Below are 16524 nucleotides of genomic sequence, written 5' to 3'. Positions count from 1 at the left end.
AAGTAAGATGTCGTTATGAGATGCTGAGTACTGGGTACTCAGTTTATAATTGTAGTTTTCGCTAGCGAACAAATTTTTAGCACTGATACCGATTGGGTGCAAATTAAGCATTGATTTAAAAGTTAATAACTTGATCCAGGTTGCAAAGCACACAGCTATTGGACTTAAATCAGTGATAGAATACCCCCTTTCACAGAAAGCCTAACAGTTGGAATTACGGAATGACTGAATTAAAAAATGATCGTTATCTGCGTGCGCTTTTAAAAGAGCCGGTAGATTACACGCCAGTATGGATGATGCGCCAGGCAGGTCGTTACCTACCAGAATACAAAGCGACTCGTGCAGAAGCGGGTGATTTCATGTCTTTGTGTCGAAATGCAGAATTAGCATCCGAAGTGACACTTCAACCATTACGCCGTTTTCCTCTTGATGCCGCGATCTTATTCTCGGACATCTTAACGATTCCAGATGCCATGGGGCTTGGTTTGCGTTTTGCTGCGGGTGAAGGACCTGTTTTTGATAACCCAATTACATGCAAAGCTGACGTGGAAAAAATTGGTTTGCCAGATCCAGAAGGTGAACTGCAATACGTAATGAACGCAGTACGCCAGATCCGTAAAGACCTGAAGGGTGAAGTGCCGCTGATTGGTTTTTCTGGTAGTCCTTGGACTCTTGCGACGTACATGATCGAAGGTGGCAGTTCTAAAGCCTTCACCAAGATTAAGAAAATGATGTACGCGGAACCACAAACTCTGCACTTACTTCTAGATAAGCTAGCAGACAGCGTTATCGAGTACCTAAACGCGCAAATTAAAGCAGGCGCGCAATCGGTAATGGTATTTGACACATGGGGTGGCGTACTGACGCCTCGTGACTACAACCTGTTCTCACTGCAATACATGCACAAGATTGTAGATGGTCTGATTCGTGAAAACGATGGTCGTCGCGTGCCAGTCACACTGTTTACTAAGAATGGCGGTATGTGGCTTGAGCAAATCGCAGCAACGGGCTGTGATGCGGTTGGTCTAGACTGGACAATCAACATTGCAGACGCGAAAGCACGTATCGGTGATAAGGTGGCGCTGCAAGGTAACATGGACCCATCAATGCTTTACGCTTCGCCAGAGCGCATCCGTGAAGAAGTAGCGGATATCCTAGAAGGATTTGGTGATACGGGGACTGGTCATGTGTTCAACCTAGGTCACGGTATCCACTTGGATGTACCGCCAGAAAACGCGGGCGTATTTGTGGAAGCGGTACACGAGTTATCTAAGCCATACCACAAGTAAGTTAGATTTTTTACAATCAAATGCCGGCATTCAGTGCCGGTATTTTTTTACCTAAAATTCAATTTTTTATCTGAAACTCAAGGTTGTACAGCTCTAGTAGTATTTGGCCTACTATGATCTAATTACTATTTAGTCTGTACGTTTATTTTTTAATATCATTATAAACAACAGCTTAGCGGTTTTGTGTTTGTGTGATCATTTTCTTGTACAGATAAAAAATCAATTAGATCATGGGTAACCTAAAGCATCGAGTGAACGCGTTTTTTAAGGTATGGCACGACTTCAGATTCAAACCAAGGATTCTTCTTTAACCACAATGTATTGCGTGGAGAAGGATGAGGAAGCGGGATAAAATCAGGTTCCCAATCCTGCCATTGCTGAACGGTTTGCGTGAGTGTCTTTGGTTTGTTGGTGAGATAGTACTGCTGTGAGTACTGACCAATCAGTAGCGTCAGCTCTATATTGGGCAACTGCTCGAGAATCTTTTTGTGCCAAGCGGGCGCACACTCTTTGCGAGGAGGTAAATCGCCAGAGTTCCCCTTGCCTGGATAGCAGAAGCCCATCGGGACAATGGCTATTTTGTTTGGGTCGTAGAAAATGTCTTTGTCGATATCGAGCCATTGGCGTAACCGATCGCCGCTTGGATCGTTCCAAGGTATCGAGGTTTTGTGCACACGCGTCCCCGGCGCTTGTCCGATGATTAGGATGCGTGCGTCTTTTGCGGCTTGTACGACAGGGTTTGCGCCCAAAGGTAAATTATCCGCGCAGATCTGGCAGGCCCTCACTCGCTGCAATAGCTCGTCTAACGACATTCTTAGTAACCCTTTTCGAAATCCACTTGATAATTTAATGAAAACCCATCGCGCCAGCGTAGATAGTTGTCAGCAAAAATCTCGATGACTTGCTCGGGAAAACTCAGCGCAGCAATGTGTGGAGTGATGGTGACTTGCGGTAGTTTCCAAAACGGATGCTCTACCGACAACGGTTCTTGCTCAAACACATCTAAGAAGGCGTGTTCTACCCAACGGTTTTTCAGAGCGAAGAGCAACCCTGCCTCATCCAGTACGTCGCCACGACCTACGTTAAACAATAACGCCTGATTTAGTTGGCTGAGCGTTTGACGATTAAGTAACTGTCGCGTCTCCGGTGTACTTGGTAGGGTATTCACAACAATGTCGGCTTGTTCAAATGCCTTACTTAGTTCACTGATATGAAAGGTCTGATGAAACTCACCACCTGAGGTCGGAATACCTGTGCGGTTCATACCGATAGTTTTTATCCCCATTGCTTTAGCGGCATTGCCCAAATAACACCCAATGCTACCAGTACCGAGAATCACCATGGTTTTACTTTGTAATGATGTATAGAGGTGAGGCTGCCATTGTTTGTTTTGTTGCTGCTGGTGGTATCGGGCAAAGTGGCGGTAATGGGCAATACTGTAACCCAGCACATATTCGGCAATCAGTGGACCAAAGATGCCTCGAACGTTAGTTAGAGTATAGTCCTGACGAAGGCTAGGGGATGTTAAGGCGTTGACACCAGCAAACGTGGATTGCACCCATTCAAGCTGTGAAAATTCGTCTAAGCTTTGTGATAGTAAGGGCGGGTCCGCTAGTACGATCTGAGCGGCTTCTGGTTCGTCGGTGAGGCAAAGATCGGGCAGATTTTTCTCTGCCAGTAACGTTTTGTAGGTGTCGCGATGCTCTGAGAGCAGGAAAATCTGATTTGAATGCGGCATTAACTTTTTTCCCTGTGATGAATCAAGTACACTTTCGCTGTTTTTTTCTTCAATGATTGAGTGACTATGCTTAAGAATCCTCTTCAGGTTCGTTTAGAAAAACTAGAACCTTGGCAACAAATTACCTTTATGGCGTGTCTGTGTGAACGCATGTATCCAAACTATGCGATGTTTTGTGAGAATACAGAATTTGCTGACCCGCGTGCGTACAGAGCGATTCTTGATAGTGTATGGGAAATTTTGACAGTTAAGAACGCGAAAATTAACTTCGAACGTCAATTAGAGAAGTTAGAAGAGTTGTTCCCAAGTGCGGATGAGTTCGATTTTTACGGGGTTTATCCAGCGATGGACGCGTGTCAGGGTTTGTCTACGTTACTGCATGGCCTATTGGACCGCGACTACCTTTTCGATTCAATGCTTAAAGTGAGCCAACAGTCGGTACAAACCGTTGCTGATCTAGAGCAAGCGCAAGGTGCAGAGCCAATCACCAACGACAATCAGAAAGAAAATGAAGCCGTATGTGAAGAATGGGACGTGCAGTGGGCTATTTTCCGTCCACTGCGTGAAGCGGTAGAGCGTGATATCAGCTTGATTAAAGATTTACGTGAAGAGTTACGTGAAGAAGGTGTGAGCAATATCGGTATCGCACTTTAGTCGTTGAATAGATAGAAAAAGGCATCCCAAATGGATGCCTTTTTGTTTGCGGCGTTTGAGCAGTTATGCCCAATGCTGATTACGATTCTTTAGAGCCTGGTTTTGTCGCTTCTTGAGTTTCTGGCTCCTTGTGATGCTTCTCCAGTTCTTCCTCTTCTTCATCGTCATCGCGGCTTTCGATTACGCCGTGCATCTCTTTCCAACTTTCCCAACGTTGGTAAGCCAGCTCCTGCATGTCGGTACTTTTATCCGCTTCATCGATGATTTCTTCACCCACGAGGTGTTCAAAAATATCCTCCAACGTCACCAAGCCTTGCACAGTACCGTATTCGTCAACGACAAGGGCTAGCTGTAGGCGATGAGTCATCATTTGGTCAAACACTTTCGGTAAAGTCGTGTTGTTTAGCACCACTTGAATCGGGCGCATGATTGCTCCCAGTTGTTTCTGTCCACAACCTGATTGTTGGAGTTTGAACAACTCAAGGCGGTGCACAAAACCAATGATGTTGTCTTTCTGCTCGCTATAAACCAATGGGCGTGAGAAAGGCGTATCCTTGTGTTTTTCTAGGAACTCATTGATGGTCATCGTGGCATCGATACGGAATACCACAGGACGTGGCGTCATAACCTGCGTTACAGGTACATCTTGGATGCCCAGCAGGTTGCTTAAGATTTTTGATTCACCCTCGGCAAACTCACCGCTTTCACGTGCCAGAATCGCCATTGCCGACAGTTCATCACGCATCTTGGGTGCTTCGTGGTTACGAGCAAGACGCTTGGTGATTTGCTCTGAAAACCATACGAATGGCGTTAGCGCCCATACCATCCAGCGTAATGCGACTGCCGCGGTTGGCGCCAATTGACGCCAGTAAGTTGCGCCAATTGTTTTCGGTACGATTTCTGAAAGCACCAAGATCGCCAGTGTGAGCACTGCCGAAAAGATACCTAACGCTTCGCTACCAAATACCACCGCAGCTTGTGCACCAGCAGTGGCCGCGCCGATGGTATGAGCGATGGTATTTAGAGTTAGAATGGATGCCAATGGTCGGTCGATATCTGATTTTAGCTTAGCCAGTTGCCCAGCTGCGGGATGCCCCTGTTGATTGAGCTGCGCAATGTAGCTCGGACTGATACTCAGCAGTACCGCCTCCAGCACCGAACAGATAAACGAAATGCCGATTGCAATAGAGATATAAATGGATAACAGCAGCATAGTTGCCCTTGAATGTAGTTTGATAGTGGTTATTTGCAGCTATTATAACCGCAAAAGTGCCTTATAAATTGGTCCAAATACCTTGGAAAGCAAGGGTTTTCAGGGGGTATGTGGTAACAAATTGTGAGTTATTACTCATATTATGGCTAAAAGTACGTCAGAAAATCGAAAGATCGCTTACAAACCTTTGCCAGATGGGGCATTTATGTTTTAGAGTGAGACGAATTCGATAACCTATGAGAAGGGAAACCTAATGAACAAGACCCAATTAATCGACTTTATCGCAGAGAAAGCAGACCTATCAAAAGCACAAGCAAAAGCTGCTCTTGAAGCGACTCTTGATGGTGTAACTGGTGCACTTAAAGAGGGTGACCAAGTTCAACTAATTGGTTTTGGTACATTCAAAGTAAACCACCGCGCTGCACGTACTGGTCGTAACCCTAAGACTGGTGACGAGATTCAAATCGCAGCAGCTAACGTACCTGCATTCGTAGCAGGTAAAGCGCTGAAAGAATCAGTAAACTAAGTTAGAATGCACCGAGGTATCCTGCCTCGGTGCAACTTCATGAAAAAACATCTACTCGCTTCACTTCTCTTATCTAGCTTTACCCTTTTTGGCTGTTCGTCGGTTGAAACTCCTAATTTAGAACAATTCACTCACTTCTCTGGCGGCAAAGTTGCTGGAGACGCAAGTAGCTTGTACTGGATGACCGAGAAACTCACTCGCGTGAGTACGGCTGCTGATTACGTAACGATGGGGGATAATGGCTGGTTTCAAAGTGACTACCGTTGGGATGACGGTGAGCTTCGAGAGTTGATTCGAAAAGGTGAGCAAGTTGATACCAAGCAAGAGTTGGTGCCTTTTCAAATCCACATCCGTTTTAATAAAGATGGCGAAGCGGTTTACCAACAATATCGCGTTAATCGTAAAGTCTTACCACTTCAGCATGAACAATTAGAACGTTACAAGACAGAAGCGAATGATGTAGTGGCGTCGGTTAAGGCGCAGTCTCGTAACAGTCAGAGCCTCATTCAAGGTTATTGGAATGGCCAATCGTTTGAAACCTGCAAAGGTAAAGCGTTCTCGACACTCGAGTTTAATCAGACGTTGCCAAAATTTATTATCGAGCGTCTCTCATCTGTAGACTGTTACGTGGCTTTTGTCGGCAAGCAGTCACGAAATAAAGCAACGGTTGATGAACTGTTGATGCTCAATGATGATGACTTTGATTGTGTACCACGACCAGCATTACTCGCTGAGTAAGCTTGGTGAGACTTACTTGCTGACAGAGTAATAAAAAAGGCGCTGAATGCGCCTTTTGTTTTTTAGCCAACTTAAGTTGTTTTTATTTTTCTTGCTCACGTGCAATCGCACGGTAGCCGATGTCACTGCGATGGAACATGCCGTCCCAACTGATCTGTTTTGCAAGCTCGTAAGCGCGTTGCTGCGCTTCTGATACGCTGTTGCCCAACGCAGTTGCACACAATACGCGACCACCATTTGTTACGATGTTGCCATCTTTATTGTCTGTACCCGCGTGGAAGACTTTCTCGCCTTCAATTTCAACTTGTGGCAGACCAGAGATCACATCGCCTTTGTTGTACGCTGCTGGGTAACCACCGGCTGCGAGTACGATACCAATCGACGCACGTGGATCCCATTTTGATTCAACTTGATCCAGTTTTTGGTCAATCGCAGCCAAGCAAAGATCAACCAGATCCGATTCCATACGCATCATGATTGGTTGTGTCTCTGGATCACCGAAGCGGCAGTTGTACTCGATCACTTTAGGCGTACCATCTTTGTCGATCATCAGACCCGCGTATAGGAAACCTGTGTATGGGTTACCTTCAGACGCCATGCCACGTACCGTTGGGTAAATGACTTCTTCCATGATGCGGTTGTGAATTTCTGGTGTTACCACAGGAGCTGGCGAGTACGCGCCCATGCCACCAGTGTTAGGACCTGTATCTTTGTCACCTACGCGTTTGTGATCTTGGCTGGTGGCCATTGGCAGAACGTTCTCACCATCCACCATCACGATGAAGCTTGCTTCTTCGCCATCTAGGAACTCTTCGATAACCACGCGGCTGCCTGCGTCACCAAATGCGTTGCCTGCTAGCATGTCTTTGATTGCGTCTTCGGCTTCTTCTAGCGTCATTGCCACAATCACGCCTTTACCAGCCGCAAGGCCGTCGGCTTTCACCACAATCGGCGCACCTTGCTCACGCACGTAAGCAAGCGCTGGTTCAATTTCTGTGAAGTTTGCGTATGCACCGGTTGGGATTTGGTGACGAGCAAGGAAGTCTTTAGTAAACGCTTTGGAGCCTTCAAGCTGCGCTGCGGCTTGGGTAGGGCCAAAGATTGGTAAGCCCGCTTCGCGGAACGCATCAACCACACCAATAACCAATGGTGCTTCTGGGCCAACGATAGTCAGTTCAATCGCCTTCTCTTTTGCAAAAGCAACCAGACTATCGATGTCTTCCACATCAATGTTTACGTTCTCTAGTTTTGGCTCTAGTGCCGTACCTGCGTTGCCTGGAGCAATGAAAATAGTCTCAACATTTGGGTTTTGCGCCGCTTTCCAGCCTAGCGCATGTTCACGACCGCCTGAACCAATGATTAAAACTCGCATATGAAAATCCTTAATCTTATAAATACTGTTTACTCAAAGTAGTTGATGATGTGGCTAGGCAACAATTGAGCCCATCCCGGAAACATAGCCAGCTACGTAACCGAGGTGGGCGAAAGCAGTTAACAATGCCACAGTGCCAAATACGATGAGGAAATTAGTGGCGGAAGTGACGCATACCCGTGAAGATCATCGCCATGCCGTGCTCATCTGCTGCTGCGATAACTTCGTCGTCACGCATTGAGCCACCTGGCTGAATTACGCACTTAATGCCAGCTTCTGCTGCGGCATCAATACCGTCGCGGAATGGGAAGAAAGCGTCAGATGCCATTACGCTACCAGCAACTTCTAGACCCTCATCAGCAGCTTTAATACCTGCGATTTTCGCCGAGTACACACGGCTCATCTGGCCTGCGCCTACGCCGATAGTCATGTCACCTTTTGCGTAAACGATCGCATTGGATTTCACGTATTTCGCAACTTTCCAGCAGAATAGCGCGTCTTTTAGCTCTTCTTCTGTAGGTTGACGCTTAGAGACCACTTTAAGGTCATCCAGACTAACCATACCTTGGTCACGGTCTTGAACTAGCAGGCCGCCGTTAACGCGTTTAACGTCAAAGCCTGTTGTTTTAGTTGTCCACTCACCACACTCAAGTAGGCGAACGTTTTTCTTCGCTGCAACCACTTCTACAGCTTCCGCTGAAACAGAAGGTGCGATAATCACTTCAACGAATTGACGCTCAACGATAGCGCTAGCCGTTTTTGCATCTAGCTCTTGGTTGAATGCAATGATGCCGCCGAACGCTGACGTTGGGTCAGTTTGGTAAGCGCGGTTGTACGCTTCGAGGATGTCTTTGCCTAGCGCAACGCCACATGGGTTGGCGTGTTTTACGATTACACATGCTGGCTCGTTGAACTCTTTCACACACTCAAGTGCTGCATCAGTGTCTGCAATGTTGTTGTAAGAGAGGGCTTTACCTTGGATTTGGCGAGCAGTAGAAACAGATGCTTCTTGTGGGTTTGCTTCAACGTAGAATGCAGCTGCTTGGTGGCTGTTCTCACCGTAGCGCATGTCTTGTTTTTTCTCGAACTGTTGGTTGAATGTGCGAGGGAATTTACTCTCTTCATCACCTTCCTTGTTCTCACCGTAAGATGGAACCATAGTGCCGAAGTAGTTTGCGATCATGCCATCGTAAGCAGCAGTGTGCTCGAATGCTGCGATAGCAAGGTCGAAACGAGTCTCTAGTGTTAGAGATTTCTCGTTCGCGTCCATTTCAGCGATAACGCGATCGTAATCATGAGCGTTCACAACGATAGTCACGTCTTTGTGGTTTTTCGCTGCAGAGCGAACCATCGTTGGGCCGCCGATATCGATGTTTTCAACCGCGTCAGCTAGTGTACAGCCTTCTTTTGCAACGGTTTCTGCGAATGGGTATAGGTTAACAACGACCATGTCGATTGGATTGATGCCATGTTTTGCCATCACGTCGTCATCTTGACCACGACGACCAAGTACACCACCGTGAACTTTCGGGTGAAGCGTTTTAACGCGGCCGTCCATCATTTCTGGGAAACCTGTGTAGTCAGAGACTTCTGTTACTGCGATGCCTTGTTCGGCAAGTAGGCGTGCTGTACCACCAGTAGATAGGATATCGACACCGCGCTCAGCAAGAGCTTGTGCAAACTCAACAATACCTGTTTTGTCTGATACGCTGATAAGCGCACGGCGAATAGGACGAGCGTTATTCATGCTTCCATTTTCCTCAAATTCACGGAGTTAAAGATGTTTGCCAAAAATGAACTTGTTTTTACCTCTTGGGGTAAAATATTGGCCAGTTTTGGTAAAGACCTTTGCCGGATGTTTTCTGGTTAGAAAACAGTCTCCACATTTGATGGCGCGTATTCTAACCAATTTATTACAAAAAAGCTCGCGCAATCGTTTGGCATCTCAAAAATAATTGTGAAAAAGAGGTTCTTTAGCTTTAAAAGTAACGAGATAGTTAATAGGGAAAGTTATGTTTCAGATAGGTGAACTGGCAAAACGTTGTGGTGTGACGGCAGATACGCTGCGTTTTTATGAGAAAAACGCGCTGATAAAGCCCGCAGGTCGAAGTGAATCAGGTTATCGTCTCTATAATGAAGAGAATAAAAAGCAGGTACACTTCATCCTTAAAGGTAAAGAGCTGGGCCTGAGCCTGGATGAGATTAAAGAGCTACTAGAAATCAAACTAGAAGCAACAGAACACAGCTGTGCAGAGGTTAAAGCTATTACTTCTGCTAAGTTAGAGCTGATTGATGGAAAAATTAACGAGCTAACGAAAATTCGCCGAGCTTTGAAGAAGATTAATGATGCTTGCTGTGGTCATACGGACGATGATGCTACGCATTGTTCTATCCTTGCAGCACTTGAGTAGTCTCATTTCTGCATCACTTAACTTAAGTTTGCATTTTTGGCGGCTTGCTTTTCTAGGTGCACGCCGTTTTCCCACCTATAATCTCGCCTTTAGTTACCTGTAGGAATTGACCATTGTTTGATTCCTGCCGTAGCGCTGTCTGTAGATACGAGAGTTTTCATACATGGTTGGAGTCTATTTTCAAATCAATGACTGGGTTTTAAGCGTTGATGAAAATAAGCTGTATCGACAAGATAGGGAAGTTACTGTTGAGCCACGCTTAATTAATCTTCTGCATTTCCTAGCGGAGCATGCGAATGAGGTGTTCAATCGTGAGGAATTGATCCAATACGTTTGGGCAGGGGCGATTGTGACCGATCAAGTGGTGACTCAGTCCATTTTTGAGTTGCGTAAATTACTGCGGGACGGTCGGGAAGAAAATATCAGCTACGTCATTACAGTGCCGAAACGTGGTTACAAGCTGGTGGCGAATGTGACCCCAATGACACTCGAGGAATTCCTCGCAAGTCGTCATTGTGATTCAGAAACTCTTCCTCCTATTGTTGAAGAATCAGAAGAAGATACTCTACCTATCGCACCTGCCGTCACCTTTCCTGCTGGCCCTCTGACTCGCGCGGTCTGTGAGATGTCTAAAGAGAAAAAGGCCCCTCAGAAAAAAAATAAAATCAGTCCGTGGCGCCTGGGGATCATGAACTTCATCTGGATCAGTGTCTTGGTTGTGGTGATGGGCGTATTTACCTACAAGCAATCGGAAGTGCGTATTACTCAAGCCATCGATACTCACCTTATCGAATTCAAGTTTCAAGATAACTTCACGAGCGAAGGGTTAAGCTACGACTTGGCAGACGGGTTTGCCCAAAAGTTGATGTCCGACATTGCTCAAGTGAGCGATTACCGAGTCATGCTAAAGAAGGCGTCGTTTACCTCGGGTATTGTGCCGGGCAAATCGGTTGTGGTGCGGGTTCGTGAAAATGAGGGTGGCAGCTTTTTAGAGGTGGAATATCGCAATAACTCATCTGAAAAGGTGTTGTTTAGTCGTCAATACGCGTTAACCAGCAGCCATTTAAAGACTGTGCTTCAACAAGCGTCGTTAGACTTGATGCAAGTGCTGAAAGTACCGGATGCCAAGCTGAAATCCACGATGCTGGTGGCGGGAATGCCAATTAACCCAGATGCTTTGGAGCTGTTTGTTCAAGCTAACCATTATCTCAATGTCTCGGATGCCAAGCAGTTTCGCCAAGGCGTCAACTTGATGGAAAACATTTTAGAAATTGAGCCAGATAACGCTTACGTTCAGGCAGAGTTATTAATTGCTTACCACGTGCAGAAGGTGCTCGATTTTTCACAGGAGTTGAAGAAAGGGCGAGTGCAGCAGTTGAGTGACGCACTAGAAACTAACGTAAAAATGATGGTTGGGCCAATTCAACCGCGAATTTATGAAGCTTTAGCCTTGCACGAAACCATTATTGGTGACATGGCTTCAGCCAAGCAGCATCTTGGGCAGGCTTTGAGGTTACGTGATTCGGTGCTTTCTTATGTGATTCGTGGTAAGCACGCTGAATTGGATGGTGATCTGGATTTGGCCAGTGAGTCTTACAGCGAAGCTTTCTATATTGATACGTCGGTTGAGACGTACCTGCTGTGCGAAAACTTGGTCTTCCCAAGTAACATGAAGGCGATTGATTACGCCATGTATCGCGCTGTTCACCCTTCTGTCGTTCGAATGCTTTAATTCTCTCTCACTCTGCGTCAGTTTAATACTAGCCCCTCATTTCGGTGAGGGGCTTTTTTGTAGCTGTCGAAAAGTGAAAAGGGTGGGCGGTGGGGTAATGAGTTACGAAGGAGCCAGTAACGCAAGCTTGCAACGGGAAGACATATCCGGTTTTCTTCTCTATCTCTATCTCTATCTCTATCTCTATCTCTATCTCTATCTCTATCTCTATCTCTATTGATTGTATGGAGTGTCTGGCTGAGTTATGTGGCGAGAATGATTCTGATGCTTTCTTGGAGGCGAGATGAATATTGATGTGGGTCAAAAAGCGCGATCAGGGAGAGGTTTATGGAATCAACAGGTTCAGGGAATCAACCCTTCGGGACGGGGAAGTTGATAGAGGTTGATAACTTTTGCCGCGATTACCAACGAGTTGATGAGAGTTTATCTATCGGTAGAAGGCTTGATGTTTTTCTTATAACTGCATGAATAATATGGTTTTATGTTTTTGTGTTTATCATGTTTATCTCAACTTGATGTTGATTAACTAATTATTTTATTGATAACGCCAAGTTTATTTTTTTCCCGATTTTTGGGCGTAGTCTTCACTTCGAAATTTAGCGAGGTCGAGCAGGTATCTACTTCATAGCATCTCGCTAATAACCGTTCAGTTTGAGTCACGTTGACTTGAGTAGAATAGATTTGGAGATGTTATGTCATCGAATACGAAAAAAATCGGCCTAATTGCCTGTACGGGTGTAGTAGCCGGTAACATGATGGGTAGTGGTATTGCACTGTTACCTTCTAGCCTAGCTTCAGTAGGTTCTGTTTCAATTTTCAGTTGGCTGATCTGTTTGATCGGTGCACTGAGCCTTGCGTTTGTTTACGCTCGTCTGGCAACCAAAAACCCTCAAGAAGGTGGTCCTATCGCTTACGCTGGCGAAGTTTCACCTGTCTTTGGTTTCCAAACGGGCGTGCTTTATTACCACGCGAACTGGATTGGTAACCTAGCTATTGCTATTACAGGTGTTTCTTACCTTTCAGTATTCTTCCCTGTGCTTAATGACCCAATCCCAGCAGGTATTGCGACGATTGCATCGGTATGGATCTTCACTTTCGTTAACCTACTTGGTGGTAGCTGGGTAAGCCGTCTATGTACGCTTGGTCTTGTTCTAATCCTCATTCCTGTTGTTGGTACAGCGGCGTTTGGTTGGACGCACTTCGACACTGCGCTATACAGCCAAAACTGGAACGTATCTGCGGGTACGGATAGCCATGCGATTGTGACTGCGGTTCTTATCTGTCTATGGTCATTCGTTGGTGTGGAATCAGCAGCAGTATCGACAGGTATGGTAGAAAATCCTAAACGTACTGTACCGCTAGCAACCATGCTGGGTACTGGTATCGCAGGTGTGATTTACATCCTATCAACTCAAATGATCAGCGGCATGTTCCCTGCTTCTGAAGTTGCGGCATCAGGTGCGCCATTTGCACTAGCAACCACTGAGCTATTCGGTAGCTGGACTGCACCATTCGTATCAGCATTCACAGCACTAGCATGTTTCACTTCGCTAGGTTCTTGGATGATGCTGGTGGGCGAGGCTGGTAAACGTGCAGCAAGCGATGGCAACTTCCCTAAAATCTACGGCGAAACTGACAAAAACGGTGTGCCTAAGAAAGGTCTAATCCTTGCGTCAATCAAGATGACAGCATTAATGGTTGTACTGATGTTCTTCAGCTCTAAAACAGCACACGCATCAGACCTGTTCAACCAGCTAACGACTGATGCAGTTCTACTAACTATGCTGCCTTACTTCTACTCAAGCATTAACTTGATTCGCTTCGAAGGTATGACAACACGCAACGGCTTCGTAATGCTGTTCTCTGGTGTGGCTTGTCTGTTCTGCTTCATCGCACTAGCAGGTGCAGAGGGCGGTACGCTAACAGCAACCTTCATCGTGTCTCTCGTTATCTTGATGTTCTACAGCAAAAAAGCAGGTCTTGCTCAGTACGTGAAAATGCACGCTGACGACATGCCTGCCCAAGCAAGCAACTAATCCCCAAAACGCTGGCACTACGGTGCCAGCCCATAAAACCCAAATTCACGCGGCGCTCACCTTACTCATTGCCTGTAAATGGCAAAGAGCGCCCTCATTCGCCTTGGAGATGTCCAAATGAATATATTCGCTATCTTGAACCACATGGGTGTGTTCTTTAAAGAAGAGCCAGTTCGTCAACTTCACGCTGCTCTTGAGAAAGCGGGCTACGAAGTGGTTTACCCAGTAGATGATAAAGACTTGATCAAAATGATTGAGATGAACCCACGCATTTGCGGTGTGCTGTTCGACTGGGATAAATACTCACTAGAGCTATGTGAACGTATCAGTCAAATCAACGAAAAACTGCCTGTTCACGCATTTGCTAACGAACAGTCTACTTTAGACATTTCACTAACAGACCTACGTCTAAACGTGAGCTTCTTCGAGTACGCTTTAGGTATGGCTGACGACATCGCTATCAAAATCAACCAAGCGACTGAGGCATACAAAGATGCCATCATGCCTCCATTCACTAAAGCGCTATTCAAATACGTAGAAGAAGGTAAATACACCTTCTGTACTCCAGGTCACATGGGTGGTACTGCATTCCAGAAAAGCCCTGCTGGTAGTATCTTCTACGATTTTTACGGTCCAAACACATTTAAAGCGGACGTATCAATCTCAATGCCGGAGTTAGGTTCTCTACTAGACCACTCAGGTCCACATAAAGATGCAGAAGAATACATCGCACGTACATTCAATGCAGACAGCTCTTACATCGTAACGAACGGTACGTCTACATCGAACAAAATCGTAGGTATGTACTCAGCGCCTGCGGGCAGCACAGTACTGATTGACCGTAACTGTCACAAATCTCTGACTCACCTAATGATGATGAGTGACGTTACTCCAATCTACTTCCGCCCAACCCGTAACGCATACGGCATCCTTGGTGGTATTCCACAAAGCGAATTCAGCCGAGATGTCATTGCAGAGAAAGTGGCGAAAACACCAGGTGCAACAGCGCCAAGTTACGCAGTAGTGACTAACTCAACTTACGATGGCTTGTTGTACAACACACAATTCATCAAAGAGTCGCTAGACTGTAAACACATCCACTTCGACAGTGCTTGGGTGCCTTACACTAACTTCAACCCAATTTACGAAGGTAAATGTGGTATGAGTGGTGAAGCGATACCAGGCAAAGTGTTCTACGAAACACAATCAACACACAAACTGTTGGCGGCGTTCTCACAAGCTTCAATGATTCACGTGAAAGGTGACTTTGATAAAGAATCTTTCAACGAAGCATTCATGATGCACACTTCAACTTCACCTCAGTACGGCATTGTTGCTTCTACTGAAACAGCAGCGGCAATGATGCGCGGCAACACTGGTAAGAAGTTGATGCAAGACTCTATCGATCGCGCAATTCGCTTCCGTAAAGAGATCAAACGCCTAGAAGCAGAAAGTGACAGCTGGTTCTTCGATGTATGGCAACCAGAAAACATCGATACCACGGAATGTTGGAAACTAGACCCTAGCGACACATGGCACGGCTTCAAGAACATGGATGACAACCACATGTATCTTGATCCAATCAAAGTAACGCTACTAACTCCGGGGATGAATAAGGAAGGCGAACTAGAAGAATCAGGTATTCCTGCTTCGCTGGTGGCTAAATTCCTAGACGAGCGCGGCATCGTGGTAGAGAAAACAGGTCCATACAACTTGTTGTTCCTATTCTCAATCGGTATCGACAAATCAAAAGCAATGCAATTGCTACGCGGTCTGACTGAATTTAAACGTGGGTACGACTTGAACCTAACCATCAAGAGCTTCCTACCTTCGCTATATAATGAAGACCCAAGCTTCTATGAAGGCATGCGCGTTCAAGAATTAGCACAAGCAATTCACGACCTAACTAAGAAATACAATCTACCAGAGCTAATGTACAAAGCGTTCGATGTTCTTCCAGAAATGAAAGTAACACCACACGCAGCATGGCAAGAAGAGCTTCGCGGTAACGTAGAAGAAATCAAACTGGAAGAAATGGTTGGTCGCGTAAGTGCGAACATGATCCTTCCTTACCCTCCAGGCGTACCACTAGTACTTCCTGGTGAAATGGTGACTCAAGAGTCTCGCCCTGTGCTGGACTTCCTCGAGATGCTTTGTGAGATCGGTGCGCATTACCCTGGTTTCGAAACCGACATCCACGGTCTGTACCAACAAAAAGATGGTAGCTACACCGTAAAAGTATTGAAGAACTAAGTTCCTCTCGAAGATGACGCCATTGGGAATGCAAGCATGCTCCACTCTTACGAGCTCAATGTGTCATCGAACAACCACGACATTTAGATATACCCCTAGCTAATCTGTCGTAAAAGAGAAGGGCAAGGATGCTCTGATCTTTTCTTCTATATAGAAGAAGCAATTTCCAAGACTTCACCTGAAGTACCCCAAGTAAAAAGCAAAGACCAAAGAGCAGTTCGTTATCGTTCTGCTCTTTTTTTATCTTTTATACAGCAGGCAGAAAAGAAAAAGCGCGTTGAGCGAATATCATTTGCTTCAATTACATCAAATTTGAAGATCGTAATTCAGGTAGAAACGCCCTTTTTCTTGAGGAAAGATCCTTTTAAATGAGAGAAAATAGCCAAGATCGCTTGGTATACACACAAAGTGATTGCTATTTGTTCGGTTGAAAGTTTTTTTTGCAAAAAACGCTTGTACTAATTTCTCAACTCCCTATACTGCGCATCCACCGACACGGAGTGAGACGAAAGTCACACAGCGAGTCGGAAGTGAGAGAAAAAGAAATTTGAAAAAATGCTTG

13 protein-coding genes are annotated in these 16524 nt (G+C 45.7%); 8 read left to right on the top strand and 5 right to left on the bottom strand.

The genetic code is table 11. From position 1 onward, the window contains the following. Positions 1-221 precede the first annotated feature (221 nt). On the top strand, positions 222-1289 hold the full coding sequence (gene hemE / locus CBX98_RS24230) for a uroporphyrinogen decarboxylase (RefSeq protein WP_006743188.1): 1068 nt from the start codon (positions 222-224) through the stop codon (positions 1287-1289). Between the two features lie 239 nt (positions 1290-1528). On the opposite strand, the gene CBX98_RS24225 is transcribed toward hemE, so the two are convergent. Together CBX98_RS24225 and CBX98_RS24220 are read right to left on the bottom strand one after the other, a co-directional pair. After that, entirely contained in the window at positions 1529-2101 is a 573-nt protein-coding gene (locus tag CBX98_RS24225; protein ID WP_048625622.1) for a uracil-DNA glycosylase family protein, read from the bottom strand. Positions 2102-2103: 2 nt separating this feature from the next. Next, positions 2104-3027 carry a D-2-hydroxyacid dehydrogenase gene (locus CBX98_RS24220; RefSeq protein ID WP_109170435.1) on the bottom strand — a complete coding sequence of 308 codons (924 nt, stop codon included), beginning with the start codon at positions 3025-3027 and terminating at the stop codon, positions 2104-2106. A 66-nt stretch (positions 3028-3093) separates the two neighbouring features. Here CBX98_RS24220 and CBX98_RS24215 point away from each other — a divergent pair, with 66 nt between their 5' ends. Continuing rightward, positions 3094-3681 (top strand): DUF416 family protein, encoded by a 588-nt coding sequence (locus CBX98_RS24215; RefSeq protein ID WP_005382520.1) that lies wholly within the window; start codon positions 3094-3096, stop codon positions 3679-3681. A gap of 79 nt (positions 3682-3760) precedes the next feature. Here CBX98_RS24215 and CBX98_RS24210 read toward each other — a convergent pair whose 3' ends face one another. Continuing rightward, the gene (locus CBX98_RS24210) at positions 3761-4894 is read right to left on the bottom strand and encodes a hemolysin family protein (RefSeq protein ID WP_005397285.1); all 1134 of its coding nucleotides are present in this window, start codon (positions 4892-4894) and stop codon (positions 3761-3763) included. Positions 4895-5147: 253 nt separating this feature from the next. On the opposite strand from CBX98_RS24210, the gene hupA reads away from it, so the two are divergent. Further along, positions 5148-5420 carry a nucleoid-associated protein HU-alpha gene (hupA, locus tag CBX98_RS24205; protein ID WP_005382524.1) on the top strand — a complete coding sequence of 91 codons (273 nt, stop codon included), beginning with the start codon at positions 5148-5150 and terminating at the stop codon, positions 5418-5420. Between the two features lie 39 nt (positions 5421-5459). Next, complete coding sequence (locus CBX98_RS24200; protein ID WP_172606023.1) at positions 5460-6158, top strand: DUF1481 domain-containing protein; 699 nt, start codon at positions 5460-5462, stop codon at positions 6156-6158. An 82-nt stretch (positions 6159-6240) separates the two neighbouring features. Here CBX98_RS24200 and purD read toward each other — a convergent pair whose 3' ends face one another. Both purD and purH read right to left on the bottom strand, forming a co-directional pair. Then, the gene (gene purD / locus CBX98_RS24195; RefSeq protein ID WP_085344625.1) at positions 6241-7530 is read right to left on the bottom strand and encodes a phosphoribosylamine--glycine ligase; all 1290 of its coding nucleotides are present in this window, start codon (positions 7528-7530) and stop codon (positions 6241-6243) included. A gap of 154 nt (positions 7531-7684) precedes the next feature. After that, positions 7685-9277 (bottom strand): bifunctional phosphoribosylaminoimidazolecarboxamide formyltransferase/IMP cyclohydrolase, encoded by a 1593-nt coding sequence (gene purH / locus CBX98_RS24185; protein ID WP_109170433.1) that lies wholly within the window; start codon positions 9275-9277, stop codon positions 7685-7687. Between the two features lie 265 nt (positions 9278-9542). On the opposite strand from purH, the gene zntR reads away from it, so the two are divergent. The 4 genes from zntR (at position 9543) to CBX98_RS24155 (ending at position 15962) form a co-directional block, all read left to right on the top strand. Further along, a complete protein-coding gene (gene zntR / locus CBX98_RS24175) occupies positions 9543-9941 on the top strand; it encodes a Zn(2+)-responsive transcriptional regulator (protein ID WP_109170432.1) in 399 nt (132 codons plus the stop codon). Between the two features lie 163 nt (positions 9942-10104). Beyond that, positions 10105-11673 (top strand): lysine decarboxylation/transport transcriptional activator CadC, encoded by a 1569-nt coding sequence (gene cadC, locus CBX98_RS24170; RefSeq protein WP_109170431.1) that lies wholly within the window; start codon positions 10105-10107, stop codon positions 11671-11673. Positions 11674-12365: 692 nt separating this feature from the next. After that, the gene (gene cadB / locus CBX98_RS24160; protein ID WP_053808506.1) at positions 12366-13709 is read left to right on the top strand and encodes a cadaverine/lysine antiporter; all 1344 of its coding nucleotides are present in this window, start codon (positions 12366-12368) and stop codon (positions 13707-13709) included. Between the two features lie 117 nt (positions 13710-13826). After that, the gene (locus tag CBX98_RS24155) at positions 13827-15962 is read left to right on the top strand and encodes a lysine decarboxylase CadA (protein WP_109170430.1); all 2136 of its coding nucleotides are present in this window, start codon (positions 13827-13829) and stop codon (positions 15960-15962) included. Positions 15963-16524: the final 562 nt, after the last annotated feature.

This window comes from Vibrio sp. T9 (assembly GCF_003123985.1).
GTDB lineage: Bacteria > Pseudomonadota > Gammaproteobacteria > Enterobacterales > Vibrionaceae > Vibrio > Vibrio diabolicus.
This window is presented reverse-complemented; position numbering and strand designations above follow the sequence as displayed.